18 protein-coding genes are annotated in these 25,412 nt (G+C 42.2%); 5 read left to right on the top strand and 13 right to left on the bottom strand.

Annotated features, from left to right (window positions below):
* Positions 1 to 118 precede the first annotated feature (118 nt).
* The 4 genes from SporoP17a_RS13230 (at position 119) to SporoP17a_RS13215 (ending at position 5,210) form a co-directional block, all read left to right on the top strand.
* Entirely contained in the window at positions 119 to 1,018 is a 900-nt protein-coding gene (locus SporoP17a_RS13230) for a YegS/Rv2252/BmrU family lipid kinase (RefSeq protein WP_083035111.1), read from the top strand.
* 323 nt (positions 1,019 to 1,341) lie between these two features.
* Positions 1,342 to 2,982 carry an ATP-binding protein gene (locus tag SporoP17a_RS13225; protein ID WP_083035110.1) on the top strand — a complete coding sequence of 547 codons (1,641 nt, stop codon included), beginning with the start codon at positions 1,342 to 1,344 and terminating at the stop codon, positions 2,980 to 2,982.
* A 16-nt stretch (positions 2,983 to 2,998) separates the two neighbouring features.
* Positions 2,999 to 3,700 carry a response regulator gene (locus SporoP17a_RS13220; RefSeq protein WP_083035109.1) on the top strand — a complete coding sequence of 234 codons (702 nt, stop codon included), beginning with the start codon at positions 2,999 to 3,001 and terminating at the stop codon, positions 3,698 to 3,700.
* Positions 3,701 to 3,887: 187 nt separating this feature from the next.
* On the top strand, positions 3,888 to 5,210 hold the full coding sequence (locus tag SporoP17a_RS13215; protein ID WP_083035108.1) for a CitMHS family transporter: 1,323 nt from the start codon (positions 3,888 to 3,890) through the stop codon (positions 5,208 to 5,210).
* Between the two features lie 83 nt (positions 5,211 to 5,293).
* On the opposite strand, the gene SporoP17a_RS13210 is transcribed toward SporoP17a_RS13215, so the two are convergent.
* The 4 genes from SporoP17a_RS13210 to SporoP17a_RS13195 form a co-directional block, all read right to left on the bottom strand.
* Entirely contained in the window at positions 5,294 to 6,493 is a 1,200-nt protein-coding gene (locus SporoP17a_RS13210) for an NAD(P)/FAD-dependent oxidoreductase (RefSeq protein ID WP_237262334.1), read from the bottom strand.
* Positions 6,494 to 6,595: 102 nt separating this feature from the next.
* Positions 6,596 to 9,244: an MMPL family transporter gene (locus SporoP17a_RS13205; protein WP_083035107.1), complete on the bottom strand. Its 2,649-nt coding sequence runs from the start codon at positions 9,242 to 9,244 to the stop codon at positions 6,596 to 6,598.
* Between the two features lie 3 nt (positions 9,245 to 9,247).
* On the bottom strand, positions 9,248 to 9,694 hold the full coding sequence (locus tag SporoP17a_RS13200) for a MarR family winged helix-turn-helix transcriptional regulator (RefSeq protein ID WP_083035106.1): 447 nt from the start codon (positions 9,692 to 9,694) through the stop codon (positions 9,248 to 9,250).
* Between the two features lie 117 nt (positions 9,695 to 9,811).
* A complete protein-coding gene (locus tag SporoP17a_RS13195; protein WP_420542185.1) occupies positions 9,812 to 10,849 on the bottom strand; it encodes a YeiH family protein in 1,038 nt (345 codons plus the stop codon).
* A 110-nt stretch (positions 10,850 to 10,959) separates the two neighbouring features.
* Between SporoP17a_RS13195 and SporoP17a_RS13190 the strand changes: the two genes are divergently transcribed.
* Positions 10,960 to 11,874 carry a LysR family transcriptional regulator gene (locus tag SporoP17a_RS13190; protein ID WP_083035105.1) on the top strand — a complete coding sequence of 305 codons (915 nt, stop codon included), beginning with the start codon at positions 10,960 to 10,962 and terminating at the stop codon, positions 11,872 to 11,874.
* 847 nt (positions 11,875 to 12,721) lie between these two features.
* Here SporoP17a_RS13190 and SporoP17a_RS13185 read toward each other — a convergent pair.
* From SporoP17a_RS13185 to SporoP17a_RS13145, 9 genes are all read right to left on the bottom strand, one after another.
* Positions 12,722 to 14,539: a cation:proton antiporter gene (locus tag SporoP17a_RS13185; RefSeq protein ID WP_083035104.1), complete on the bottom strand. Its 1,818-nt coding sequence runs from the start codon at positions 14,537 to 14,539 to the stop codon at positions 12,722 to 12,724.
* A gap of 499 nt (positions 14,540 to 15,038) precedes the next feature.
* Entirely contained in the window at positions 15,039 to 17,141 is a 2,103-nt protein-coding gene (locus SporoP17a_RS13180) for a methyl-accepting chemotaxis protein (protein ID WP_083035103.1), read from the bottom strand.
* Positions 17,142 to 17,271: 130 nt separating this feature from the next.
* A complete protein-coding gene (locus SporoP17a_RS13175) occupies positions 17,272 to 18,885 on the bottom strand; it encodes a BCCT family transporter (protein WP_237262333.1) in 1,614 nt (537 codons plus the stop codon).
* Positions 18,886 to 18,960: 75 nt separating this feature from the next.
* Positions 18,961 to 19,404, bottom strand: coding sequence for a RidA family protein (locus SporoP17a_RS13170; RefSeq protein ID WP_029052633.1), 444 nt, complete (start codon positions 19,402 to 19,404; stop codon positions 18,961 to 18,963).
* A gap of 16 nt (positions 19,405 to 19,420) precedes the next feature.
* The gene (locus tag SporoP17a_RS13165) at positions 19,421 to 20,155 is read right to left on the bottom strand and encodes an IclR family transcriptional regulator (RefSeq protein ID WP_237262332.1); all 735 of its coding nucleotides are present in this window, start codon (positions 20,153 to 20,155) and stop codon (positions 19,421 to 19,423) included.
* Positions 20,156 to 20,233: 78 nt separating this feature from the next.
* Positions 20,234 to 21,706, bottom strand: coding sequence for an aldehyde dehydrogenase family protein (locus SporoP17a_RS13160; RefSeq protein WP_237262331.1), 1,473 nt, complete (start codon positions 21,704 to 21,706; stop codon positions 20,234 to 20,236).
* A 30-nt stretch (positions 21,707 to 21,736) separates the two neighbouring features.
* A complete protein-coding gene (locus SporoP17a_RS13155; RefSeq protein WP_083035100.1) occupies positions 21,737 to 22,537 on the bottom strand; it encodes a DUF3726 domain-containing protein in 801 nt (266 codons plus the stop codon).
* Positions 22,519 to 23,541 carry a membrane dipeptidase gene (locus SporoP17a_RS13150; protein WP_083035099.1) on the bottom strand — a complete coding sequence of 341 codons (1,023 nt, stop codon included), beginning with the start codon at positions 23,539 to 23,541 and terminating at the stop codon, positions 22,519 to 22,521. The genes SporoP17a_RS13155 and SporoP17a_RS13150 overlap by 19 nt, the downstream gene beginning before the upstream one ends.
* Positions 23,538 to 25,256 (bottom strand): hypothetical protein, encoded by a 1,719-nt coding sequence (locus tag SporoP17a_RS13145; protein ID WP_083035098.1) that lies wholly within the window; start codon positions 25,254 to 25,256, stop codon positions 23,538 to 23,540. Before SporoP17a_RS13145 ends, SporoP17a_RS13150 begins: the two co-directional genes overlap by 4 nt.
* Positions 25,257 to 25,412: the final 156 nt, after the last annotated feature.

The following is a 25,412-nucleotide window of genomic DNA, read 5'->3' as shown; positions in this document are numbered from 1 at the left end:
ACTCCTCTTATAGTTACCATTCCCTGAGATTCATATAAGAAACCAGTTGCTTACGTTCAACACATAGTTTCTACATCGTGAAATCGGGAATAATACAGTAAAAAAGGAAGTGTATATCATGCTTCATTTCAACAGCGCGCTTTTTATTTATAATCAGACAGCGGGCGCGAATGATACACAGCTAAAACTTTCCCAGACACTTCATGTGTTCGCACAAGCGGTAGATCAACTCATTGTATTGAACACTTCTTCCGAAGAACAACTCCGGCAAGCTTGTGTTACATATAGCGACCAAGTCGATTTGTTCATCATACTAGGTGGTGACGGGACTGTACACACCTGTATAAATAGTATCGCACCTCTTGCTACACGTCCTGTCATCGCAGTTTTGCCTGGTGGTACATCAAACGACTTTAGTCGATCATTAGGGATTCCGCAACCTTTACATGAAGCAGCCATTTCTCTCCTCAACGGATCGATTAGGAATACCGATATTGGTAAAGTTGGTGAGCAGTACTTTATGAATTTTTGGGGAACCGGATTAGTCACTGAAACATCCGAAAATATAAAGTCCATTGAAAAGAAACGTTTTGGTTCCATTAGCTATATGCTGAGTACCTTACGAACATTGAATCAGACCCAACCATTTCGATACAAAATTCAATCTATGGATACAGAGTTAGAAGGAGAGGCTATTCTACTATTCGTTCTGAATGGAGGATTTATTGGCACAACCGAGCTTCCTATCGCTTCATTATCTCCTATTGATGGTAAATTAGATGTTCTAATTGTGCGCGATTCCAACTTTGCTGCTTTTCGTGAATTATTTACACTACAAAATCCTGCTGTGGTAAATGATCAATTATATGAACTCGAATATATTCAAGTCACAGCTCTTGATATCATGCAACCTATTGGAAATAAAGTCGATATGGACGGAGAAATCTATGAAGAAACGGCGCAGCAAATTACTGTGCTACCTGGTCATTTACGAATGATTCATGTAAACGCGTTCTAAGTAAATAGATTTTCAATTGGCTAGATCGCAATCTCATATGGAAATTTCAAGTCCTACTGCAAAATCGCACTATCCTGCATGCTACGTAAGTGAAACTACTGTACTTCCTCACTGAGTTTCCTACAATACGAATCATGATGCTATGTTCAAGGAGTAATTTTACATCGCTAGTAAGGAAACTCTTCTTTTCCATACGTATAATGGCTAACTGTCTATGCCTCCAACGTTGATCACTCCCTTTCACTTTTTAATGAACAATACCATTTCATATTTCGCATAGCATGGTATTCTATATCTACTAACATGTTTACCGGGGGTTCGACATGATCCGTATCCGAAAAGAAGATTTATCCATCCATAGAACGAAAAACAGACCCTTTCTCAATCTCCACCTGAAAATGATTAGCTTGATAGGCGCGCTCTCCATTACGATCATATTGCTGATTGGTGGATTCATGAGTTTCTTCGTCACTGATACATTAGAAACTCAAATTGGGGAAAGAGCGCTGAGTGTTGCAAAAAGTGTGGCGGTGATACCTGAGATTTCTCAGGCCTTTGAATCGAATAATCCTTCTGCTATCATCCAGCCAATTGTGCAAAAAATCCAAGACCAGACAGACGCAGAGTTTATCGTTGTTGGCAACCAACAGGAAATCCGTTATGCACACCCGAGTCCCGATCGGATTGGCGAAAAAATGATTGGTGAAGATAATGAACGTGCGTTAAATAACGGAGAATCTTATACGTCCAAATCAACAGGATCTTTAGGTAGCTCACTCCGTGCAAAAGCACCCGTCTATTTAAATGGCGAAATTGTAGGGGTTGTCTCAGTAGGGTTCTTAGTAGATTCCATTGAATCAATCATTTGGGGATACAGCAAGGAAATCTGGCTTGTTCTCCTAGGCATTTGCACAGCCGCAATCATTGGAGCTATACTGATTGCGAACTATATAAAGAAAGTGTTATTTGGATTAGAGCCTGAAGAGATTTCGCATTTACTCTTTCAAAAAGAAACTATTTTGCATTCCATTCATGAAGGCATTATTGCTATTAATAAGGATGGCCGAATTACGATGGTCAACTCCGCTGCGTTGAAACTTTTGACAGGCGACGAACAGCAAGCCGATGACTGGATAGGTAAACCTATACAAGAGAGCTTTCCTAATTCAGATCTGCCCTATGTTCTGCAGCATGGTGAATCCGTCTTCGGTCAGGAAAAAGTTTTTAGCAACCACATCGTGTATGTAAACAGTGTGCCGATCTTCTACGAACATGAATTGCTCGGTGCAGTTGCCACTTTCAGGAATAAAACCGAGATCGAGAATTTAACGAAAAAACTATCGCACATTCAGCAATATGCTAATGCCCTGCGATCACAAACACATGAATTCGCTAATAAACTGTATACGATTATGGGACTGACGCAACTAAACAAAAAAGATGAAGTGCTCGATTTTATTCGACAAGAAACTAGCATTCAGCAACATTGGACAAACACACTACTTGATAATATAAATGATCCACACATTAGTGGTCTGCTTGTCGGAAAACTTAGTCAAGCGAGCGAGTTGCAAATCAATGTGTCCATCCAACCCGATAGCCAATTCCATTCACCAATATCCGACGTGAACCGCCAAGCATTATTGACGGCTATCGGAAATCTGCTTGATAACGCATTTGATGCTGTACATGATGAACGAGCCATTTCCCGAGAAATATCGATTTCTTTTACTGATATCGGACAAGATCTGCTGTTTGAAATCGATGACGCAGGTCCAGGAATCGATGATGCTATTCTTGATAAAGTCGTAACCCGTGGTTTCTCGACAAAAGTTGGAACCGAAAGAGGCTTCGGTCTCGCCTTAACAAAGAATGCAATTGAAACTGCAAATGGCCAGCTGTCCATTGAACCGAGTGAACTGGGCGGTACATACTTTGTCGTTTCATTGCCAAAAGATAATTAAAGGAGGAATTCTACCCGTGATCAGTACTATACGAGTAGTCATTGTTGAGGATGACTTTCGAGTGGCGAAGATTAACCGCCAACTAATTGAACAGATTGCTGGCTATGAAGTCGTATCAGAACAAAGGACAGCTTCAGAAACCCTTGCCTATTTGCAGCAGTTAAAAGTGCTGCCTAATCTCATTTTATTGGATGTCTACATACCCGACAGCCCGGGACTGGACTTATTTTGGGGTCTGCGGAGGGAATTCCCCACCATTGATATTATGTTGTTAACAGCTGCGAAAGAGGCAGAAACTGTAGAAGAAGCACTCCAGGGAGGTGTGTTGGATTATTTAATCAAACCCGTTGAACCAGAGAGGTTTGCGAAAGCATTCAGACGGTACCGTTCTAGTAAAATATTGCTCTCTTCAAAAACCGAACTGTCCCAAGAAGATCTTGACCGTATATTATTCGGTACAGAGATACAACCAGCCCTTTCCCTTTCAGCTGATGGTTTGCCAAAAGGTATAGATCGTCTAACACTTGAACGCATTGAAAACGTAATCTTACAATGTACGACGGGAGGATTAACCGCCGCTCATGCCGGTGAAGCAGCTGGCGTCAGCCGCTCTACCGCACGACGCTATTTGGAATACCTTGTATTAGTAGAAAAAGTAAAAGCCCAATTGCACTATGGAGATGTCGGGAGACCTGAACGCACGTATATCAAACTCTAAATGCTTCCGCGTGAATAATATGAACAAAATGCACAATAAAAACTCTATCCGCCTTATGATCACAAGCTTTTTCGCGACTTTTCGACATGATACATTATGGACAGCATAAGAGAATTTACGTGATTACATCTATTTGTATCCGCTTACATCTCTCTTTCACCATTTTATTCATTGGAGGGAAATCGCTATGTTAAGTATTATTGGATTATTGACTATTTTCATTATCGTGGCATTACTGATCAGCGGCCGGATTACACCTATCGTCGGTTTGGTCATCGTTCCTATCTTCGGAGCATTTTTTGCCGGCTTCAACTTCAAGGAAATTGGGGAGTTCTTCAACAGTGGAATTGAATCTGTTATCAGCGTCGTCATTATGTTCATCTTTGCTATTCTGTTCTTTGGTGTTATGCAAGATGCAGGGGTCTTCAACCCATTAATTAATACAATGATTAAAATCTCACGAGGAAATGTAGTGGCTGTCGCCATGTCCACAGTAGTAATCGCGGCTATTGCACAGTTAGATGGCTCAGGGGCATCCACATTCTTAATTACAATCCCTGCGCTTTTACCACTTTATAAAAGATTGAAAATGAATCCTTATTTACTGCTACTTCTTGTCGGGATCTCGGCAAGTATCGTAAATATGGTTCCATGGGGCGGACCTCTCGGGCGAGCTGCAGCTGTGCTTGGTGTCGACGTCACGGAATTGTGGCGGCCACTTATCAAAATCCAAATCGTCGGGATACTACTTTTAATTACATTTGCTTTCATTCTGGGATTACGCGAAAAGCGAATTATCGCTAAGAAAGTGGCTAGTGGAGCTTTTGACGATGACGTGGATGAGATAGAAGAGGTAGAGCAAAAAGTAGACTCTGATGGCAGTCTCCTTCTTCGTCCCAAAATGCTTTGGATCAACGTGATTATTGCCGTCAGCGTCGTCGGATTACTCGTTTGGGGAAAAGTACCGACAGGCTTTATCTTCATGGTTGGATTCAGTGTCGCGCTTCCATTAAACTATCGCTCCGTGAATGAACAAATGGATCGTATTAAAGCGCATGCGCCGAATGCCTTACTAATGGCGGCGATCATTCTAGCAGCCGGTTCATTCCTAGGTATTTTAAACGGTGCCAACATGCTAGATTCTATAGCAACAGATTTAGTAAAAGTACTGCCGGCACTCATTGTGCCGTATTTGCATATCATCATCGGCCTCTTCGGCGTACCGTTTGATCTATTGCTCAGTACAGATGCGTATTATTTCGCATTACTGCCGATTGTAGAACAAGTCGTCTCTGGCTTCGGTGTTCCATCAGTTTCCATCGCGTATGCATTAATCGTCGGGAACATTATCGGTACATTCGTCAGCCCCTTCTCCCCTGCACTATGGCTTGCATTAGGGCTTGCAGGTTTGGAAATGGGCAAACATATCCGCTACTCATTCCTTATTATGTGGGGATTCAGTATCGTATTATTCCTAATTACTATGGCTATGGGTGTTATCACATTCTAAGTTAACTAATCTAGCGACATAGTATTTCCCATGTGAATACATGCATCAAAGCAACTGAAGAACTTTTTCTCCAGTTGCTTTTTTTATCGATCTATTTCCAATATAGGTTCATTAGGATTCGACTTCCCCGCCAATTCATCACGTAGTAAATACGCACCCAACATACTATAGACCGTTCCGTTGCCGCCAAGTCCAATTAGATAGTAAATATGTGGTTCCAATGGATGGCGCCCGATGACTGGTAGTTCATCTGTCGATTCACCAAATAGTGCCGTCCACTCATACTCAAAATCTAGCTTCTGATCAGGAAACAGCTCTTGCAACTCCTGCTTTAATTGATCGAATTTCTTTTCGTTTTCTTTTTGTGATCTCGGTAATGAATCCATATCCTGATCTAAACCACCCGCTACGATACGATTTTCATCCGTCAAACGCATATACAAATACGGTCGTTTCGTTTCCCAAATCATCATCCGTTCATGCCAGAATGACAAATCGTCTATTGGCTGTGTGGCGATTGCGTAGGTAACTTTCAAATCTTTTTGAGGAATCTTCGTATCAAGAGTCGGTGCATAACCCGTAGTAACAACGACCGACTTTGCCTGAAATTCTCCATTCGTCGTTTTGATGAGAACTTGTTCCTCTGCATTTTGAATCTCAAGCACTTCCGTATGTTCAAATACGTCCATTCCCTTCTCATATGCATAATGAATCGCTCCCATACACAAGCGTAAAGGATTCACTTCTGCATCTCCTGCCGTCACGATGGCAGCAGGTTGTGAAAACGGGAAGTGTGCTTCAATATCCTCAGATTCCCAAAACTCTACCGGAAAATGGTATTTTCGTAGCGTTTCAAACTCCTTGCGTAATCTGGCAACGTCTTCTTCTGTGCTAGCATAATATAAACTTTTGCGTGTATGAAATTGGACATCGAACGGTGCATGTTTCGCAACGTCTTGCAAATTCTCCATTGCTTCTTTACATGACTGATAAAATTCCACAGCCTTCTTTTCACCAATTTGTTCGATCAATTCATGTAGCATAATATCATTAGAGAACTGCAGTAGACCCGTATTTGCAGAGGTACTACCCCCTCCCACTTCTTCTTGTTCAATCAACGCGATCGAATAGCCTTCATTCGCTAATACATAGGAAGTCAATGCGCCAGACATCCCGCCACCTACTATGGCGACATCATATACATCTTGACGACACACTCTCGCAAAACCTTCTGTTGTAAAAGTCGACTCCCAATATAATGACCCCGTATGTAACTTCATCATGAGCGATCTCCTATCTATTCTTTTTACTTCTTTACCCTGTAAACTTAGCTCTATAAACATAGACAAAAAAGGTGCTCAGTCAATAGCTGAGCACCTTCTCTTTTATCCTCTAAACGGCCACCAAACTCCGCGTCCAAATGAAACCGTAACAGCCGGAATTAACAATGGTAAAATAATTAAACCATAGAGTAGTAATCCCGAAATAACAATCGTCGCAATTTGCATAAGGCTCAAGACGCCTGAAGGCATCATCGCACCGAATGTCCCTGCCAAAATGATAGCTGCCGTAATAATGACCGTACCCATCTTCGCCATAGAATACATCAAGGCTTCCTTGATTTTCATACCCCCAATACTCTCCTCGCGGAAACGATCGAGTAAGAAGATGGAGTAATCTACACCAAGTGCAATGAGCATAATAAATCCGAAGAACGGAACAGCCCAACTGACTCCGTCATACCCAAGACCATTGACGAAGATCAATTCCGTAATAGATATCGCTGTGTAATATGTCAGCAATAGTGAACCGATCATATACAATGGCATGATAGCTGAACGGAATAAGACGAAAAGAACAATGAATAACCCTATTAACATAATGGTGACAGTACGCGTAAAGTCCGCGGATGAAATATCACTCAAGTCCGAGTTCATACTCGAAATACCACTAAATGCTAAGTCTGCATCTTCAAATGGCGTACCGATGACCGAGCGCTTCACCGTATCTTTAATATCATGTACCGTTGAAATCGCTTCACGTGAATACGGGTTCTCTTTCAAAATCACTTCCATCAAAATCCCTTTTTCATCATTGAATGTGTAGCGATCGATAACGGGTGTAAACTCTTCATTTTCAAGCGTCCCTTTTGGAATGAATAAACCCGTGTCGCGCACACTTTTCGTATCCGCCATATCATCGAGCATATCCGCAATTTCCTGAAGTCCTGTCGTCACTTCAGCTAAACCGTCCTTAGAAGCTTTCACACCACTACCTAGCTGCTTCAAACCACCTTTTAATTGGCCAATTTGCGAACCACTTTGGTTGATTTGAGATCCAGCTCCTGCAATGCCATCACCAATCTTACTTAGTTCGTTACCTAGTGCATCCAACCCTCCAGCTGCTTGTGCGGCTGGGAGACCTTGCTGTAGGCCACCAGAAATCTGTGCCAGCTGGCCATTGATTTGCTCAATACCATTTGCGGCTTGAATTAATCCGCTACCACCGCCAGCACCGCCTGAAGGCAATTGATTCGCTGCGTCGCGTAAATTATATTGTACTGTCGCTAATCCTAAGCGAATTTCATGTATACCGTCATTCGCCTGCTTCAAACCATCTGCCATTAAACCGATCTGATGGTCTACATATAAATCTTCCAACAATTCACCCGTTGGTCGTGTAACAGTACGAACGCTCTTGACTCCTTCTACTTTCTCCAAGTCTCGTGAAATCGCTTCTAAATAAGTGATATCTCCTTCTTTAACAATTGGAGAATCTTTCTTTAACAATACTTGTACCGGTAGTGAATCTCCTTCACCGAAAGCTTCAGAGATAAGATTTAATCCTTTTACGGACTCTTTACTTCCATCAATTTCATCTACTGTATTGAATGAAAGATCATTGTCATACGTCAATAGTAGCGGGATGGTGATGATCGCTACGATTGACATGGAAAGTAACGGGCGCATTACGGATAATTTACTGAATGCAATCCACAATTTACTATCCTTATGAGAAGCCGCGCTTTTTGCAGGCCAGAATAATTTGTCTTTCAAAATAGACATTAACAACGGAACAACAGTGAATAGAACGAGCATCAACACGGCAATTCCGACCGCTACTGCGACTGCTGATTTAAATATAGGGAAATCCGCAAATCCGATTGCCGCGAAACCGATAAATACCGCAAGTGCACTGATGAAAAGTGTGCGTCCTGCTGTTTTATACGTGTTGATAATGGCTTCTTCTACTTCATGACCAGCTAGTAACTCTTCTTTATATCGACTTAATAACAGAATACAGTAATCTGTTCCAAGACCGAATAAAATCGCTACTAAAAATATTTGGGTATAGTTCGAAACTGGGAACCCAAACCAATCGATAAAGAATGCGACGAATGACTGACTTAACAAGTAGGTGATGCCTACCGCTACTAATGGAACGAATGGTGTCACAATCGAGCGGAACACAATAAGTAATAAGGCAAAGATCAATACAACTGTAATAATCTCTGTTTTCTTCAGCCCTTCTTGCGCACTTTCGTTTACATCATGATTGATGATAGCTTCGCCTGTCATATATACTTTGTCTTCTGTAGATACGATATCTTTTTCTATTTTTTCAGCCAACTGAATGATTTGATCATCTGTACCGTCTACCGTTATGGGAAGCAATACCATTTTCTGATCTTCAGAAACGAGCTGATCTTCCATTTCCGCACTTTCAAATGGATCAAGAACGTCCGTTACAATCTTACTGGCACCCTTGATTTCTTTGGCAGTCTTGGAGATTTCTTGTTTCTTTGCTTGATCTGCTGGTTCGTTGAGATCATAGACTAGCGAAATCGTTTCATCTGCTTCTCCCGCATCCTCTAACATCTTTGCGGCCTTTTGTGAATCTGCTGATTCGAGCAATTGGAAGGAACCCGCCTTTTCCGCCTGCTTCGCCAAATCAGGTGCTAGCATAAATAAAACAGCTGTCAGTACTACGATACCAATCGCAATAGGCCATTTTAATTTCAATATCGTTTTCACGCATTATCTCTCCTTCATTACTAATATGGACTTAAGTTTACGGAATGTCTTGATGAATTGCTCGAGCTCTTGTTCATCGATTTGGTCTTTGAATAGATTTTCAATACTTTCATTTATTGCCGCATTTGAAACAGCTAGTACTTCATGACCTTTAACAGTCAATGAAATCCGATTGATCCGCTGATCATTCAAATCTCTTTCAGACCGTACTAGATCTTTTTCGACTAGTTTCTTGAGGCGTGTCGAAATAGCACTTTTATGTACGCCTTGTATCTCTGCTAGTTGCCCGCTCGATAGGTGTCCATAGGCAGATAGTATTTTCAGCACTTGGATTTGTTCTGGAGAGTAGTCTTTCCAGATAGGAACGTCCAAGTTTTTCACGACGTGTTCCGTGCCGTAGATCATGACTTCTTCAAATAGTTCTACCGCTTCTTGAAGTTGATCTTTCAAAGTAGTCCACCCCCTAAACCAATAATTAATAGTTTAGGGGGTGGACTAAATAAAGTCAAACAAAAAAGCTAGCTTTAGAGATATTTCTCTGAAGCCAGCTTTTATTGCTAAATAGTATCAAATAATAAAGTACGCGATGACCGATAATAGTATGGATGTAACAGTCATCGCAGCTAGTGGACGCATGGCACGGTCTTTTAAGTCTCGCAGACTGACGTTTAATCCTAGTCCGACCATGGCTGCTGTTAGTAACCATGTAGTCAGTGTGAAGACGCCTTCCATTACGCGATCTGAAACAGGAACGGTGTGACCGAATACGTAGCTTCCTAGAATACTTAGGATGATAAATCCTACAAGGAACCATGGAAACTCAATTTTAGCACCCGTTTCGTCTGTATCTTTATGTTTACGTTTCATGATAAATATTAAAATGAAACAGAGCGGTACTAATAGAAATACACGGCCGAGTTTGGCGAGTAATGCAATCGCAAGACCATCTTCTCCTGCTGGTGCACCAGCTAACGCCACGTGCGCTACTTCATGTAAACTGATACCCGCCCACATTCCATACTCGATTGAATCGAGCGGTAGAATCGGACGTAAAATCGTGTAACCGATCGCAAACACTGTACCCATTAACGCGATGATTCCTACCCCTATTGCTGTATCTTCATCCTTTGCTTTAATGATGGGTGCTACTGCTGCAATTGCTGCTGCACCACAGACACCTGTTCCGACCCCTAAAAGCATAGATATATTTTTATCTGCCTTAAATACTTTTGCAAGCCAGATCGTCATGAAGATAGCAAAGAGGATGACCCCTACATCTCGTGCAAGCAAGCCGAGCCCATCGCTCAAAACTGTGTCTATATTTAATTTCAAACCATATAAAATGATCGCTGCGCGCAGTAAACGCTTGGATGAGAAAACAATTCCACTTCGGATCACTTCAGGATAACCGAAGAATTGACGGTATGCCACCGCGATAATGATTGCGCAAGCCAGTTGTCCGATATGATCGAATCCAGGTACTTTCGCTAATACAAAACCTAAAAGTGCAATAAAAAATGTAAATGCTATTCCACCGATCCACGATAACCATTTGGATGGACGCTGTGGTCCATGCTGTTCTGAAGACCTATTGGAAGAAACCACGGTAACAACACCTCCTACTAGTAGTATATAAAACAGCTGGCTATAAGAGAAATAACTATTTATAATAGGTATGATAAGTAAATCTATATACACAGAAGGAGTGGTACCCTATCGATCAGCAACTGCAAGTATTCATTGAAGTAGCCGAGCAAAAGAACTTCTCTAGAGCAGCGGAAGAACTTCACATGACACAACCCGCTGTTAGTCAATACATTCGTTCATTCGAAGAATCCATTGGGGTACGATTGCTTGAGCGTACCAACAAATACGTACGACTAAATCAAGCTGGAGAAATTGTCTACCATCACGCAAAAGAAATTGCCGGACTGTACTCCAAAATGCAAAACTTAGTGGATGACTTAGCCAATAAAGCTAGCGGCCCTCTTACTATTGGAGCTAGCTATACATTCGGTGAATACGTCTTACCTCATGTTCTGTCTAAACTCGTCGCTGACTACCCGTCGATTGAACCGCAAGTAACTATCGGCAATACAGCAGACATTGCGGAGTTAGTCATCACCCACCAGCTCGACGTCGGGTTGATTGAAGGACATTTCAAGGAAGCTGCTCCCCTTCAAAATGAAGACTTTGCAGAAGACGAAATGTACATCGTAACGTCTATCGATCATCCGCTTTCACAGAAAAAAGGTCGTCAATCCATTACTGAATTAGAAGATGATATTTGGCTATTACGCGAAGAGGGCTCAGGCACCCGCGAAGCAGCAGAACTATTCTTCTCCCAGTCTGGATTTTATCCAAAGCGCATCATGCAATTCAGCAGTACGCAGCCGATAAAAGAATCTGTCGAAGCAGGACTCGGTGTCAGTCTATTGTCACAGTGGGCCATCCAAAAGGAACTGCGTTATGGTGATTTAACAACGCTGTCGGTCAAAGGCACACCATTCAAGCGTCACTTCTCGATCGTGACGAATTCGCCATTTCAAACAAAGGCGTTGCAGGTATTTATTGAGTTGCTGAAAAATAGCGAGGAATTGACAGTGCTGAACATGGAGTCAACAACGTGATGTTCTTTTCTGAATGGTGGATTTCATGAGAGTTAATGGGTGTAGTTCTTTCTACTTCTTGTTCAATTAAATGGCTGTTGTTTAGCTGACAATGTAAGTGGTGAGTAACATGATCCCCACTACAGTACTGGTGGATGACTTTAGCGAGGAGCCACAGCAGGCGCTTTCGTTGCGTCGGGTGAAGGCAGTTCATCTAGGTGTTTTAATCCTCGAAGTGCTTTTGTATTCCGTTTCTATTTAGCATGCCTAATAATCGGCATTCGGTTGTTGTTCTCACACGTGCTTTTCTTTTCCCTGTTCAATTAGGAGGTGGTGGTTTAGCTGTCAATCTAAATGGCAACTTCATTGCCGCCACTTCGGCGCTGGTGGATGGCTCTCGCGATGAGCCACAGACAGGAAAGTGCGCCTGTCTCTGTCTCCTCGCTACGCCTACCACAGCAGGCGCCTTCGTTGCATCAGGTGTAGGACAGTTCGTAGACTCTTTCGCAAGCAATACGTACTAGATATCATGATGTAGCTGATTCTTTTATTATTAGAACCACAACCAAAATACATACCACTTAGTAGCGCAGGCACAACTGCGGGGTAGGCCGTGGCCAGGAGACAACTGGCAGCACCACCAGCTGGCTCCTGGCTGTAGGCAATCCCCCACGTGCCTGCGTGGGTCTAGAAACTATACCTCAGTAACTTCAGTCCCCAACAATCAGTCGAGTAACGCCCCAACCAAAAGTAACAAACAGTCCGACAACAAACCCAATCCCTCAGTTTGCAAGACAAACACACTCTAGCCACTCCCCACGCAAAAAAGCTGTCAAAGTTCGTACTACACTTTGACAGCCTCTTTCATTTATACATTTGCAGGAACACCAGGCTTCAATTTCATCACGACTAACTGATCACCGGCATCCAACGAAATCTTCTTCTGTAATGTAGCAAATACCAATGTGTCATTTTTCTTCTTCACAAACAATGCAGTTGCCGTCTCCGGAATAATCTCCTTGAACGCCAAATCTGTCTCTGTGCCTTCCCACTCATACAGACCGATTTCATAATCCGTATTGATCTTACGGTTTAACTCAGGAAACGTAGCTTCCTCCTCGAACAATAAATGTGCTTTTAATGAAATCGGCAACGCGGACTTACTCATCGTATGGTTAGATACAGCCGTCAACGAGAATGTGTTGCTAAAACCAAACTCAGGCGCAAATGATTGTGTGATCAATGCGTTATAAGACGCGTCTCCAGTCATCGATAAAATCGTATCATACGGTGCCAAATCGATAGAGAAACGTGACCGTTCTGATAACATCTGCCCTGTAAATGTGTCAATACCTGCTTCAGTCGCTGGGCGCAAACGTCCTTGCGAAGGATCAACGATCAGTACGGGTATTTTCATTTCTTTTAATTGGCTAGCTAACGCAATGGAAAAACTGCTCGCTCCGACAATTAATACGCCCGGTGGTTCATTACTCGCTAGGTTCAGCTTTTTCGCTAGAGGTCCAAGTGTAAATCCATGAGCAGTTACCGTAATAAAGACAAGAGCAAAGGTCAGTGCAGTCAGCAAAGTAGCCTCTTCGTACCCATCTTCTGCAAGCGTCGCAGCAAAATAACCTGCGACGGTTAATGCAACAATACCTCGTGGCGCAATCCAGCCGAGTAGTAACTTCTCTCTCCAGACCAATTCAGTACCCACCGTCGAAATCCATATGGACAGTGGACGTACAACGAATAGCATAACCAATACAAATCCAATAATCGGTAATGTAAAGATTTGTGAGAGGGTTTCTCTTCCAAGTGATGCTGTCAATAAAATAAAGACCGTCGATGTCAACATGACAGACACATTTTCAACAAAATGTCCGACGTTTCCGATGGACGAAACATAGCGCTTCGTGCGGCCAAGTACTAGTCCCATAACAGTCACTGCAAGCATGCCTGTTTCATGCATAATGATTTCCGCCATCGTAAAGCACAACAGTACAAAGGCCAAAATGACGGGTGATTTCAAGTACTCAGGAAACTGGCCTTTATTCGCCATCACGCTAATCAACAATCCCATAGCTAATCCGAGTAGCGCAGCAAGTGCTGCACCGCCAAAGAAGTTCAATAAATAATTTATCGATAAATGTTCATTCGTCAATACTTTAATTACTTCATACGCAAATAAAGCAAGTAACGGACCCGCGGGATCCACGATAATTCCTTCCCATTTCAAGACAGCAGCGGTTCGTGCTTTTAATTTTGCATTACGTAGCAATGGAATAATGACCGTCGGCCCCGTCACCACGAAGAGACCTCCAATAATAAACGACACTTCCCACGTTAACCCCGCAATGAAGTGTGCCGTAATCGATCCTAAAATCCATGCTAAAAACGCACCCAATGTAACGACTCGGAAAACAGACTTCGAAATGCCCTTTATCTCCCGAAAGTCTAAGTTGGAACTTCCTTCAAATAAAATAATAGCAACTGCCAGTGAAATGAGTGGACTATACAGCTCGTCCAACGCCACTTCTGGATTCACCCAGCCAAAAATCGGGCCAATCAACAAACCTGCAATCGACATGATAAAAATTGAAGGCCATTGGATTTTCCAGGCTAGCCATTGCGAAAAAATACCGAGTGCTAAAATGGCTACGATACTAATCAGTGCTGCTTCTTCCATATACACACCCGCCTTCATACTAAATATATTGATTTGCCTAGTGTAGCAAAAGAGATGTATTATGCATACTAGAAAGACAATCCACCTTGTAAACCTGCTGCTCATTCACTATGTCTATTAGAAATTAGTATAACCTTTTCCGACACTTGTTAACCCTTTTCTTACTTCGGACGAAATGAATGAAATCTATATGAAGACAAAAAAGAGGTTGGAACAGAACAGAAAAAACGTAAGAGGAATGTCCTTTACGCTTTTTTCTGTTCTTATCAATAAATATTTTTTAGAGTATCAGAGTGTACCGGAACGGAGAAAGGCCGACTCCTGAGGGATCAGCGTGCGTCTTGAGACCCTGGACAGGTGCCTTAATTTCTGCAAAGTACACAGAAATACGGCAAAGCGAACCCTACGTTGTTCGCTTGGCTCAAGCCACGCCCCTCGGAAAGCGTGCCTTTCGGAGTGCAGGGAAACGGGGTGAGATAGTTATGTCCTAGCCTTTACATCACGATAACTTGAATCGTTCAACTACACTTCGTAATTCCCCAGCAATCTGGTTCATCTGATTTGTGGAATCTGCTACTTGTTCCAACTCTCCTTGCTGTGCGGCAGCTGACGCACTCACTTGTTCAGAGGATGCAGCCGTCTGCTCTGAAATGGCAGATACATTTTGGATCGCCAAAATGGCTTCGTCCTTATGTTCCATCATTTCAGCAAGCTTTTCGGATAGCTCCGCAATCGATTCACGTATTTGATCGACGATCCCTGCGTTTTGTACGAATGATTCTTCTGTATCGGTAACGGACTGGTTTTGACCATCCATTGACTTCATGTTCAAATCGATGACATCAACCGTCTGTTGTGATTCTGATAAGATTTCTTTCACGGTTTCTTGAATGACTTCAGTTTCTCTACGGGACTGCTCCGCTAACTGACGTACTTCATTCGCAACTACCGCAAATCCTTTCCCACTCTCGCCAGCTCGTGCCGCTTCAATACTCGCGTTGAGCGCTAGAAGATTCGTGCTTGCTGTAATATCATGCAATGTTTGAATAACCTGATTGATAGACGAAATTTTATCGGTCAATGTTTGTATTTGAAGTTGTACCTTTTTATTGACTTCGTTGGCTGTCGTATTATGATCGCGTAATTTTTTCACTTCCGACATTCCATTTTCCGTAGAATTAGACGCCTCTGTAGATAATTCGTTCATCGTCATGAACATAGCGTGGATATGATCCATACGGTCTGCTAAATCGGAAATTCGCAAGCTGGTTACTTCCGTATCCTCGGATTGCTTCGAAGCCCCCTGTGCGATTTCATCCGTTGCTACAGATACTTCCTGATTGGCAGCTACTAGCTCCTCAAAGGCTTGTGTGACTTGTGTCGATGAATCACTCAGCTGTCCCGAAGACTGTTGCACGGTTTGTAGAGCTGCATTTGTCTGACGCAACATATCGTTGTAAGCAAGCGCTACTAAGCCTATTTCATCGTGACGAATATTCTGTTCATCTACCATCATGGTCAAATCGCCCGTGGCAGCGGTTTCCATAGATTGTTGTAATGTTTTCAATGGTCTTAATTGACGATAAATGAAGAGCGTGGAGGCACTTGACATTAGTAACACGATGATAATTGCAGATATAATAGTAATCCACAATATAGTGGTAAATGTATCTAGAATCTCAGATCTTGGTGTTACCGTTTGTACTGACCACTTCTCATTGATTCCATTTAAGTTAATCGGAGCGAACGCATTAAATGCTTCTTCATGCAGACTTTGAGAATCTACATACATACTCGCCAATTCCCCTTGGTTCAGATCAGTTTTAGCACTATTCCAATCAATAGCATCCGCCATATTGGTATTGTTCAACTCGGTTTTCAAACTGTTCGCTGTGATATAACCAGCGTCTGTAATAATGGAAGCGTAGCCGCCTTTTGGTTGAATGGTCTTCACTACGTCAGTTAAGAAATCTATAGATAAATCGGTTGTCAATAAACCAAAGTAATTTCCTGAAGCATCGACCATCGGAACGGAAATAGTCGTCATAAGAATCGTTTGACCATTCGTTTCATACGAATAAGGCTCTGTCAAAATGGCACGCGCCTCATTTTTCGGAACGGTATACCAACTATTCGCTGTGGAATCATCCATTCCACTTAACGGTTCTACATTCGTCGTATTGCCTTCTTTAAAAACATAGGGTATGAATTGCTGATTTTCATCAAGCAAATTCTTTGGTATGACTTCTCCTTTAACAAACGCAGACTGATTGACTACCGCAGCCATACCTGTCGCATCATCATTTTTTTGCAAATTGCTTTTGATGATGCGAATAACTTCTTCTGGTTTCATATCGCCTGTCGCTTGTAATGTTTCCAATATGTGACTCGTTGTGCGCAACATTTCATTTGTCTCACTTAGTTTCGCACTCAGAACGAGCGAATTTTTATTTGCACTTTCTAATGCATATTCCTCGGCATCTTTAATGCTTTGCTTATGTAACATGACACTCGTGACGATTGAATAAACTAAAAACAATAATAAAAATAACGCGATAATAAGTCTTGAGAGTTTCATCGCAATACTTGCAGACTTCTTCACTTCATAGGCCCTCCTAGTAAATTTAAGTATATTAGTAGTATACCTTTAGTCCTTGTTAAAAGTATACCTTTTAGCTAAATGTCACACAATAAAAAAACCTTGTCTAGTCGACAAGGTTACGAAAGTATCATTATGAATTTTTTATTTGCTTTAAATTATTCTGTACTGTTTCATTTTCAGTCTTCATCTCGACAAAATCTACTTCTACATTCTCAGCCGGTGCTTCTTCTCCGAATTGTTCAGCGTATAACAGTTTAGCCGCTTTTGGAGCAGCCCAGAATGTAGGTAACAGTAAGAGAGAGACTGGTATGGCCGTAACTACAATAAAGGATTGGATGGCTTCCACTCCGCCTTCACTAATCATTAATAGAACGCTTGCCACGGCTCCCATAATCACTGCCCAAAATACTCGCATGACTTTTGGTGGATGGCCGTCACCTGTAATTGCAACAGAAATCGTATACGCCATGGAGTCACCTGTTGTGACTACGAACAAGATCGTAACAAGAAGAAACAGGGGTCCAATAATCATATTCAATGGCAGTTGCTCGGTAATGGCGATCATCGCTGCTGGCATTCCCGATGTATTTAACGCTTCGGATATTACACCTGGCTGTGCCATTTCGTAAAATATACCTGCCCCACCGACAGTTGTGAACCAGAATGCGGTTACAATAGGCGCCGTTATAGATACCGCTAACACGAGCTCACGAATCGTACGCCCACGTGTAATCGTAGCGATAAAGATTGCCATCATCGGTCCATAACCAAGGAACCAGCCCCAGAAAAAGATCGTCCATGACCCAAGCCAACTAGCATCACCACGGAATGTAGCCATGCCGAAGAATTCTTGAAGATGCACGCCCGATGATGAAATAAATGTATTGATGATAAATCCACCCGGTCCAATTAGGAGAATTGCCACCATCAAAATCAACGTGATCATCACATTCAAATTACTCAAGAATTGAATGCCTTTCCGTAATCCTGTGACTGCCGAAATAGTAGCTATCGCCACGACTCCGATAATAATGAGAATTTGAGTCGTTAACGTATTCGGCACGCCGTATAATGCTTCCATTCCATACGCTGCCTGCAGACCAAGAAAGCCAATCGGTCCAATTGTGCCGGCTGCTACTGCAATGACAGAAAATGCATCAATAGTCGTGCCAAGAGCGCTTTTACGCATTATCTTTTCACCGAGGATCGGGTAGAGCAATGTACGTGGTTTTAATGGCATCCCTTTGGAATAATGCGCGTACATTAGTACAATCGTCCCTAACGTACCAAGGATCGACCAGGCAAGGAATCCCCAATGCAAATAGGACTGAGCAAATGCTGGAATAATAGCACTTTCCGTTGCCGATTCAACTCCTGTGAACAATGGAGGACGATCCAAAAAGTGATACATAGGTTCTGCAGCCGCCCAAAAAACTCCGCCTCCTGCAAGCAATGTCGTCATAATCATGGCTAACCATTTAAAATAACCAATTTCGGGCTTATTCATTCCACCTAGGCGAATTTTCCCGTACTTTGAGAATGCCAGGAATAGTGCAATGAAAAATGTACCCAATAATAATAATTGCCAGAAGGCACCAAAGTATTTCACTGCAAATGCAAACGCCCAATCGACCATGTTTGCAACGAAATCCAAGTTAATAAATGATGCAACGACAAATGCTACAAGCAATCCACCGCTAATAAATAAAACGGGACGGTCCGTTTTTGATTCATACTTATTCAAAGTTCTACCTCCTCTAGGCTGCATATACCTGTAACCGCTTACTTAGATTACAGTGGAGAATTTTTCTCCACTGTATTACTTCACTTCTACAATGACATCAATTTCGACTGCTGCACCGCGTGGCAACATCATGCCAACGGCTGTACGTGCATGTGTCCCTACTTCTTCACCGAATACTTCCACCAATAAATCCGAAGCACCGTTCATAACTTTTGCTTGTCCAGTAAAATCAAAAGCGGTGTTGATCATGCCGAGAAGTTTCACAAACTTCGTAACGTTCGATAACTCGCCCACTTCTTCTTTAATAGTCGAAAGTGCAAATAGGATGGCTTGTCTAGACGCAGCATACCCTTCTTCAATCGTTAGAGTGTCGCCTACCTTACCTAGTACATCATATGATAGTGAACCCGATAGGAATAAAAGATTTCCTGTGCGCACACAAGATATGTAATTTCCACCTTTTGCGCGTTTTTCAGGTAGCTCCAATCCTAATTCTTGCAATTTATCTTCTGGTCTCATTTGAATCCCATCCTTTTTATAGTGCTTCTGTTATTTCCTTGCTTGCAGCCATTACGGATGCTACATGCAGTTCCATCGTTTGACGATTCCATCTGAATAATGGTCCTGATACAGATAATGCACCAATGACGCTATGTTGCTTATCAAATACGGGGACTGACAATGCCGCAACGTTTGAGCTGATTTCCTCTTCATTGGTTGCGTACCCTTGGTTTCGTATTTCTTGTAGAGTACCTTTCAATTCACTACGTTCTTCTACAGATAACGTACCTAGTACTCTTTCCTGTTGTTCAGGTGATTGGAACGCAAGAATCGCTTTTCCGCTCGCGCCTAAATATAAGGGGAGACGTTTACCGATTCCGACTGATCGCCTGATTTCTTGCTGACTTTCATACTCCAATACACAAATTCGCATCTGTCCTGTAGGCATATAGAATCCGACTGTCTCACCTGTATCGTTGCGTAACGACATAAGCCATGGTTCTACGACAGGCGCTATAGGCATTTCAGTCATGATTTTATTGGCATAATCTAAAAAGATCGTTCCTAACGTATATAGTTTTGAACGTGGATCTTGAAACACCATACCTTCTAGTTTCAATGTTGTCAGTAAACGGTGCACGATGGTTGTCGATAAACCGAGACCTTTACTAATATCACTGACTCCTTGAGGACCCGACACATCATTCAAATAGTTGATGACGGATATGGCCTTCACCACTGTAGATGAAACTTCCTGTGTCTTAGTCATTTTCATAAACTCCTTTTGTGTGATGAATAGAAAAGAAGAGGAAAGACTGCTCTATTCCTCTTCTTCATCCATTCTAACTTAGTTGCTGTTGATGTACCGAGTTTTATTTTGACAATAGAATTCAATCGCTTCGCTGCCGAGTTCCTTATATGTTCCAGTACTTGACTGCTTATAACCGCCAAATGGCGCCTGGAAGAATGTACCTGTTGTCGTCATATTCACTTTAACAATCCCTGCTTGAATTTCGTTCAATGCACGGTTCATATATGTTAGGTTACGTGTACAGATAGCTGCAGACAGACCGAATGCCACATCGTTTGCTACTTCAATCGCTTCATCGATCGACTCGATTTCAATGATGCTGATTACAGGTCCGAAAACTTCTTCCTGTGCAATCGTCATCTCTGTCTTCACGCCACCGATTACTGTTGGCTCTACGAAGTATCCTTTATCAGATCCCTCGAATTCAGGAATACCGCCACCTGTTAGAATTTCGCCGCCTTCAGCTTTAGCTTTTTCAATAAGATCCAGTGTAGATTGACGCTCGCCATCACTTACTTGAGGTCCCATTGTGACACCTTCGTCCATGCCATTACCCATTTTGATTTTCTTAGAAGCTTCTACTAGTTTATCCGTGAACTCTTGACGGATATCTTTGTGGACAAGTACGCGACTAGTTGCTGTACACGCTTGACCTGTTTGACCGTATCCACCTGCTACTGCAAGTTGAACAGCTGCATCTACGTCTGCGTCTTCCATTACGAGTAGTGGATTCTTACCACCCATTTCAAGTAATACACGCTTCATATCTTTTGCTGCTTCTTTATAGATTAAGTTACCTACACGATTCGATCCAGTGAATGTAATTGCTTTTACAGCTGGATGATTTATCATATCTGTTACCAAACGACCTGGTCCTATTAATTGGTTGACGACACCAGCAGGAACGCCAGCTCTTTCAACAATTTCAACGAACTTCTGTGCTGTCAATGGTGTTTCAGATGAAGCTTTCAACACGACTGTGTTACCGCTAAGAATAGCCGGTGCAATCTTCCAAGCCGGAATAGACAATGGGAAGTTCCAAGGCGTGACAACTAACACGACTCCGAGTGCTTCCTTGTGTAATTCGATTTGTACGCCTGGCATATCCGACTCAACGATACGGCCCGTCATGCGACGACCTTCGCCTGCGTAGAATTTCACGATACCCGCTGCATAATTTACTTCTTTGAAAGCATCCGCATAGGTTTTTCCTTCTTCTTGTACAATGATACGCGCGATTTCATCTGCTTCTGCTTCCATGATGGCAGCAATTTTGAATAAATACTCGCCTCTTGCAGGAGATGGTGTCTTACTCCATTCAGGGAATGCTTTTTCTGCTGCTTCGATAGCCGCTTGTGCATCGTCAGCATTTGATTGCTTAACCTTAACAACCAATTCATCCTTGTTCGCTGGGTTTCTAATTTCCAACATATCTGTACCTGAAGTTTCTACCCATTCACCGTTAATATAGTTTTTCAATACTTTAACTTCACTTGTAACTGTCATCATGTATAGTCTCCTCCAGTAAATAATCTAGTTTTATGCCATTTCTCCTGCACCGCGTTCCCGCGATTGATCAGTAGATTCCACTAGCATACGATTGCCTATTTCGTTTAATTCAAGCCACAATTCTCTGCTGACTTCTGTTCCAAATTGCCACGAAGATTCCCATCGTTGTTCAAAATCATCTGTGGTCGTTAAAATATACGATGTGTCTATTGTGTTTTCGAAGCGTTCCATCACTTCATCGATTGCTTCAATATTCGTTGTACCAAATATACAAAATCTTGTTGTAACAGATGGCAATTTCAATTTCTGATCACCTGTTAGGCCTAATTCTTTATTGATTCCTTCCATGATATCCTCATTATTACGTTTGTGGATCATGATGGGGTATGCGAAACTCGGTGATGAAATAATTAGTGATGAGTGACTTGGCTTCTTGTACAAAATAATACTAGCCAATCCTTTTTTCGATATATACATCGCTTGTTGTGCAAGCACCCGAGATGGTCTTGCATCCCGGACGCAGACAGCTACTGACGGCTGAGCTTCCAAACGTGCGATCAAATAATCGGCACATGCTTTGCCAAGTAGCATTCCACTTTGCTTTCCACCATCAATTACCGTCACGCGATCCGATTCATTCAATAGTTCTAGCTCTTCAAATTCACCTTGCAAATCCGGTAGTTCATCGTAAAGTTGTTGTAATCCATATAATCCAAGAAACTCAGCATTTGCTACCGTTTCTGCTCCTTCTTCCGCATAGCCATAAGGAACTCCAAGAGCTTGGAAAATTTTCTTACAATGAGTATATAATTCTAAGTGAGAGACACGCATTTCTCCAACTCCTTCTCAGACTTGAACCCCTCCGTAAAGAACCGGTGCCAGTTGCCGCCCATAATTTTAGATATTTCCTCATATGTCATACCGCGAGCTTCTAATCCATTTGCGATATTCGGGAAGTCATCAGGTGTCTGGAACCATTCCGGCCAATCCGGCCATCCTGGACTCGCTTTCGAACCTGCACCGTAGTCGATTTCATGTGTCCAGCGACCCATTCGCATCCACGCAAGGAAGTCCGTAGACATATTATGTGTTAAGTCCGTTCCGATCCCTACATGGTCAATTCCCATGAAATCAGCCGTACGAGCGATCATATCACAGAATTCTTCTCGTGTTGTATCTGCCCCATTAATCAAATGAGGATATGCACACACACCAAGTACTCCCTTGTTGTCGCGTAAAGCAGAAAGAATTTCTTCTGACTTATTACGTTTAGATGGATAAATCCAATCCGGATTCGCATGAGTGATCGCGACAGGTCGGCTTGAAAGCGCCAATGTATCAAGTGATGTTTTCGTTCCGACATGTGATAAGTCGATGACCATTCCTACTCGATTCATTTCTTTAATGACATTCTTGCCGAATCGAGAAAGACCAGGATCTGTTTCTTCATAGCAGCTACTACCGATCAAGTTTTGATTGTTGTATGTTAACTGCATAATTTTGACACCCATCTCATTAAATACGGAGACGAGACCTAATTCATCTTCTAAAGCAGAAGTGTTTTGTGCGCCTAAAATGATTCCTAGTTTACCGATACGCTTCGCGGTTTCGATATCTTCTCCCGTTTTGACAGGCATAACCAAATCACTGTTTTCATTAAAGAAGCGATGCCATTCCGCTACTTTAGTCAATGTTTCTCGAGCATTTTCCCATAAACCAACGCAAGCGTGAACAGCTGTAACGCCACCTTTTTGTAGCATGATGACAAAATCGCGATCCCATTTACTTAATTCCAAAGCATCTATTACAATCATATCTTTCATGTCTATAGTCATTTGATCTCCTCTGCTTTCGCTATTAATGGATAGAACCAATCATCCTCGAATGAAGTAGTTCCGATTTCTTCAACTAATGGTGCTCCTTGGAATAGCGTGATCCGTACCCATCGATTGGATTTCGGGTCATAACGTTCAGCGCCAAGTATCGCTAGTTTACAACGCAATAGATATACCGGAAGTAGATCTTTTCCTGTCAGGTTCGCTTGTACTTCGCCATATTCTAAACCGTCCAACGATTGGATTCTTCTGACAATCCCTCTTAGTTCGGGCTTTTTCAGTAAGAATGCCGCTACTTTCAAATCATTATCACAAACTTCGATCTCCGTAGCGAGTTGCTGAACTTGTTCTGCAATATTCATTGGCATATACAACTCATCGCCCGGGTCGATTCCACGTTCTCCGATACGCGGTTCTTCTTTTTCAGCAGAACGATACCAGAAATAATGTCTCGACTCGCGTTTGGCGAAGTCGTATTGGAATGCCCATTGATATTGTTTTTTAATAATTTCGCGTAATGAACCAATTGACATTTCAGGTATTAAATGAAGACCGTCGTCTGCATTCGTCTGGTGCTCTAAGTCGACGATTACTGCAGGATAGAGATCAATCAGTTCCGAGTTAATCAATTCCTGTGCTTCCATTGTGAATTTCGCTTGTATTTCATCAGTAAATTCTACCCATAGTCTTCCTACTTCACTATCGGAACGCACTATAGCGATACACACATCTTCTACTAACTTGGAAATCTCTCCGACTTCTTTTGCCAAGTCTCTCGGATTTCTAAATACTTCCATGTCCGGAATTGGAGCGTCTTCAAAGAATGTACGTATTTGTTGCAGTTTTGTAATGAAGCGCTGGCAATCATCTACCGTTGGCTTCATTTTCTTTGCACGCGCCAATGCTACCTCACGAATCCACATCCATTGATGAAGAAGTTTTGGATGAGATATTAAGTAAGGTACCATTCCTAGTCCTGTTGCATTACCTGTTCCAAGTAGTTTCTTTATTTCTGGCTGTAACGTAGCCGCTTCAGGATTGTTCTTGCGCGCGATATGTTCAACCAAATCAAAGCTGAAGTGACGTAACATATACACAGCAAACATTTGAGATTGATAGGCGCCGCTGAACGTATGATTATCTTTCATATGTTCGTAAGGTGCAATTCCAAATTTACCATTTCCATAGACTGCAGTTGTGCGGAATAGATAGCCAATATCGTAAATCATTTCTACATCAGGCTGCTTACCTTGAGATAGCGCTTCCACAACATGAGAAAAAACACGTTGGCTTTTATTCGCTCTCGACCATACGAGATCCGTGACATCTCCTCGGCCCATTTCTTGTTTCGGAAGTTCTTGTTTCATTCGTTTTAGTTTTTTATCGGAAATGGCTCCATCGCAAAGCGCAAATGTTACATCCCATCTTTCGGAAATGACCCGATCACTTCGAGTTTCTTCACTGATCTCACGGGATAATGCAACAAATGTATACGTACCTTGTGGGGTAGTAATACTATAAAGCGCTTCACCGTATCCTTCGTCATCGATATCAAAGGTCGTTTGCTCAATCTCCCAAGCTTCACGCATCATTTTACGAATTAAAATACGTAAAAAGCTGAGACTTGTTGAGCGCATTACGCCTAGTCTTTGAATGTCCATTACTTCAGATGCCGGTCTTAGCGCATCTGTATTTTCAATAGCTAATTTAAACATGCAAAACCCTCCATTCTTCTACTCCCACAAAATATATGTTTTTACGATTATCGGAATGCCTTTCCGAATATCTATACTCATCATAAACCGGTTTGAATTCTCTGTCAATGATTCTATAAAAAAAAGTCTATGAAGATTCGACACGAATCAACATAG

This window comes from Sporosarcina ureae, assembly GCF_002082015.1.
GTDB lineage: Bacteria > Bacillota > Bacilli > Bacillales_A > Planococcaceae > Sporosarcina > Sporosarcina ureae_A.
This window is presented reverse-complemented; position numbering and strand designations above follow the sequence as displayed.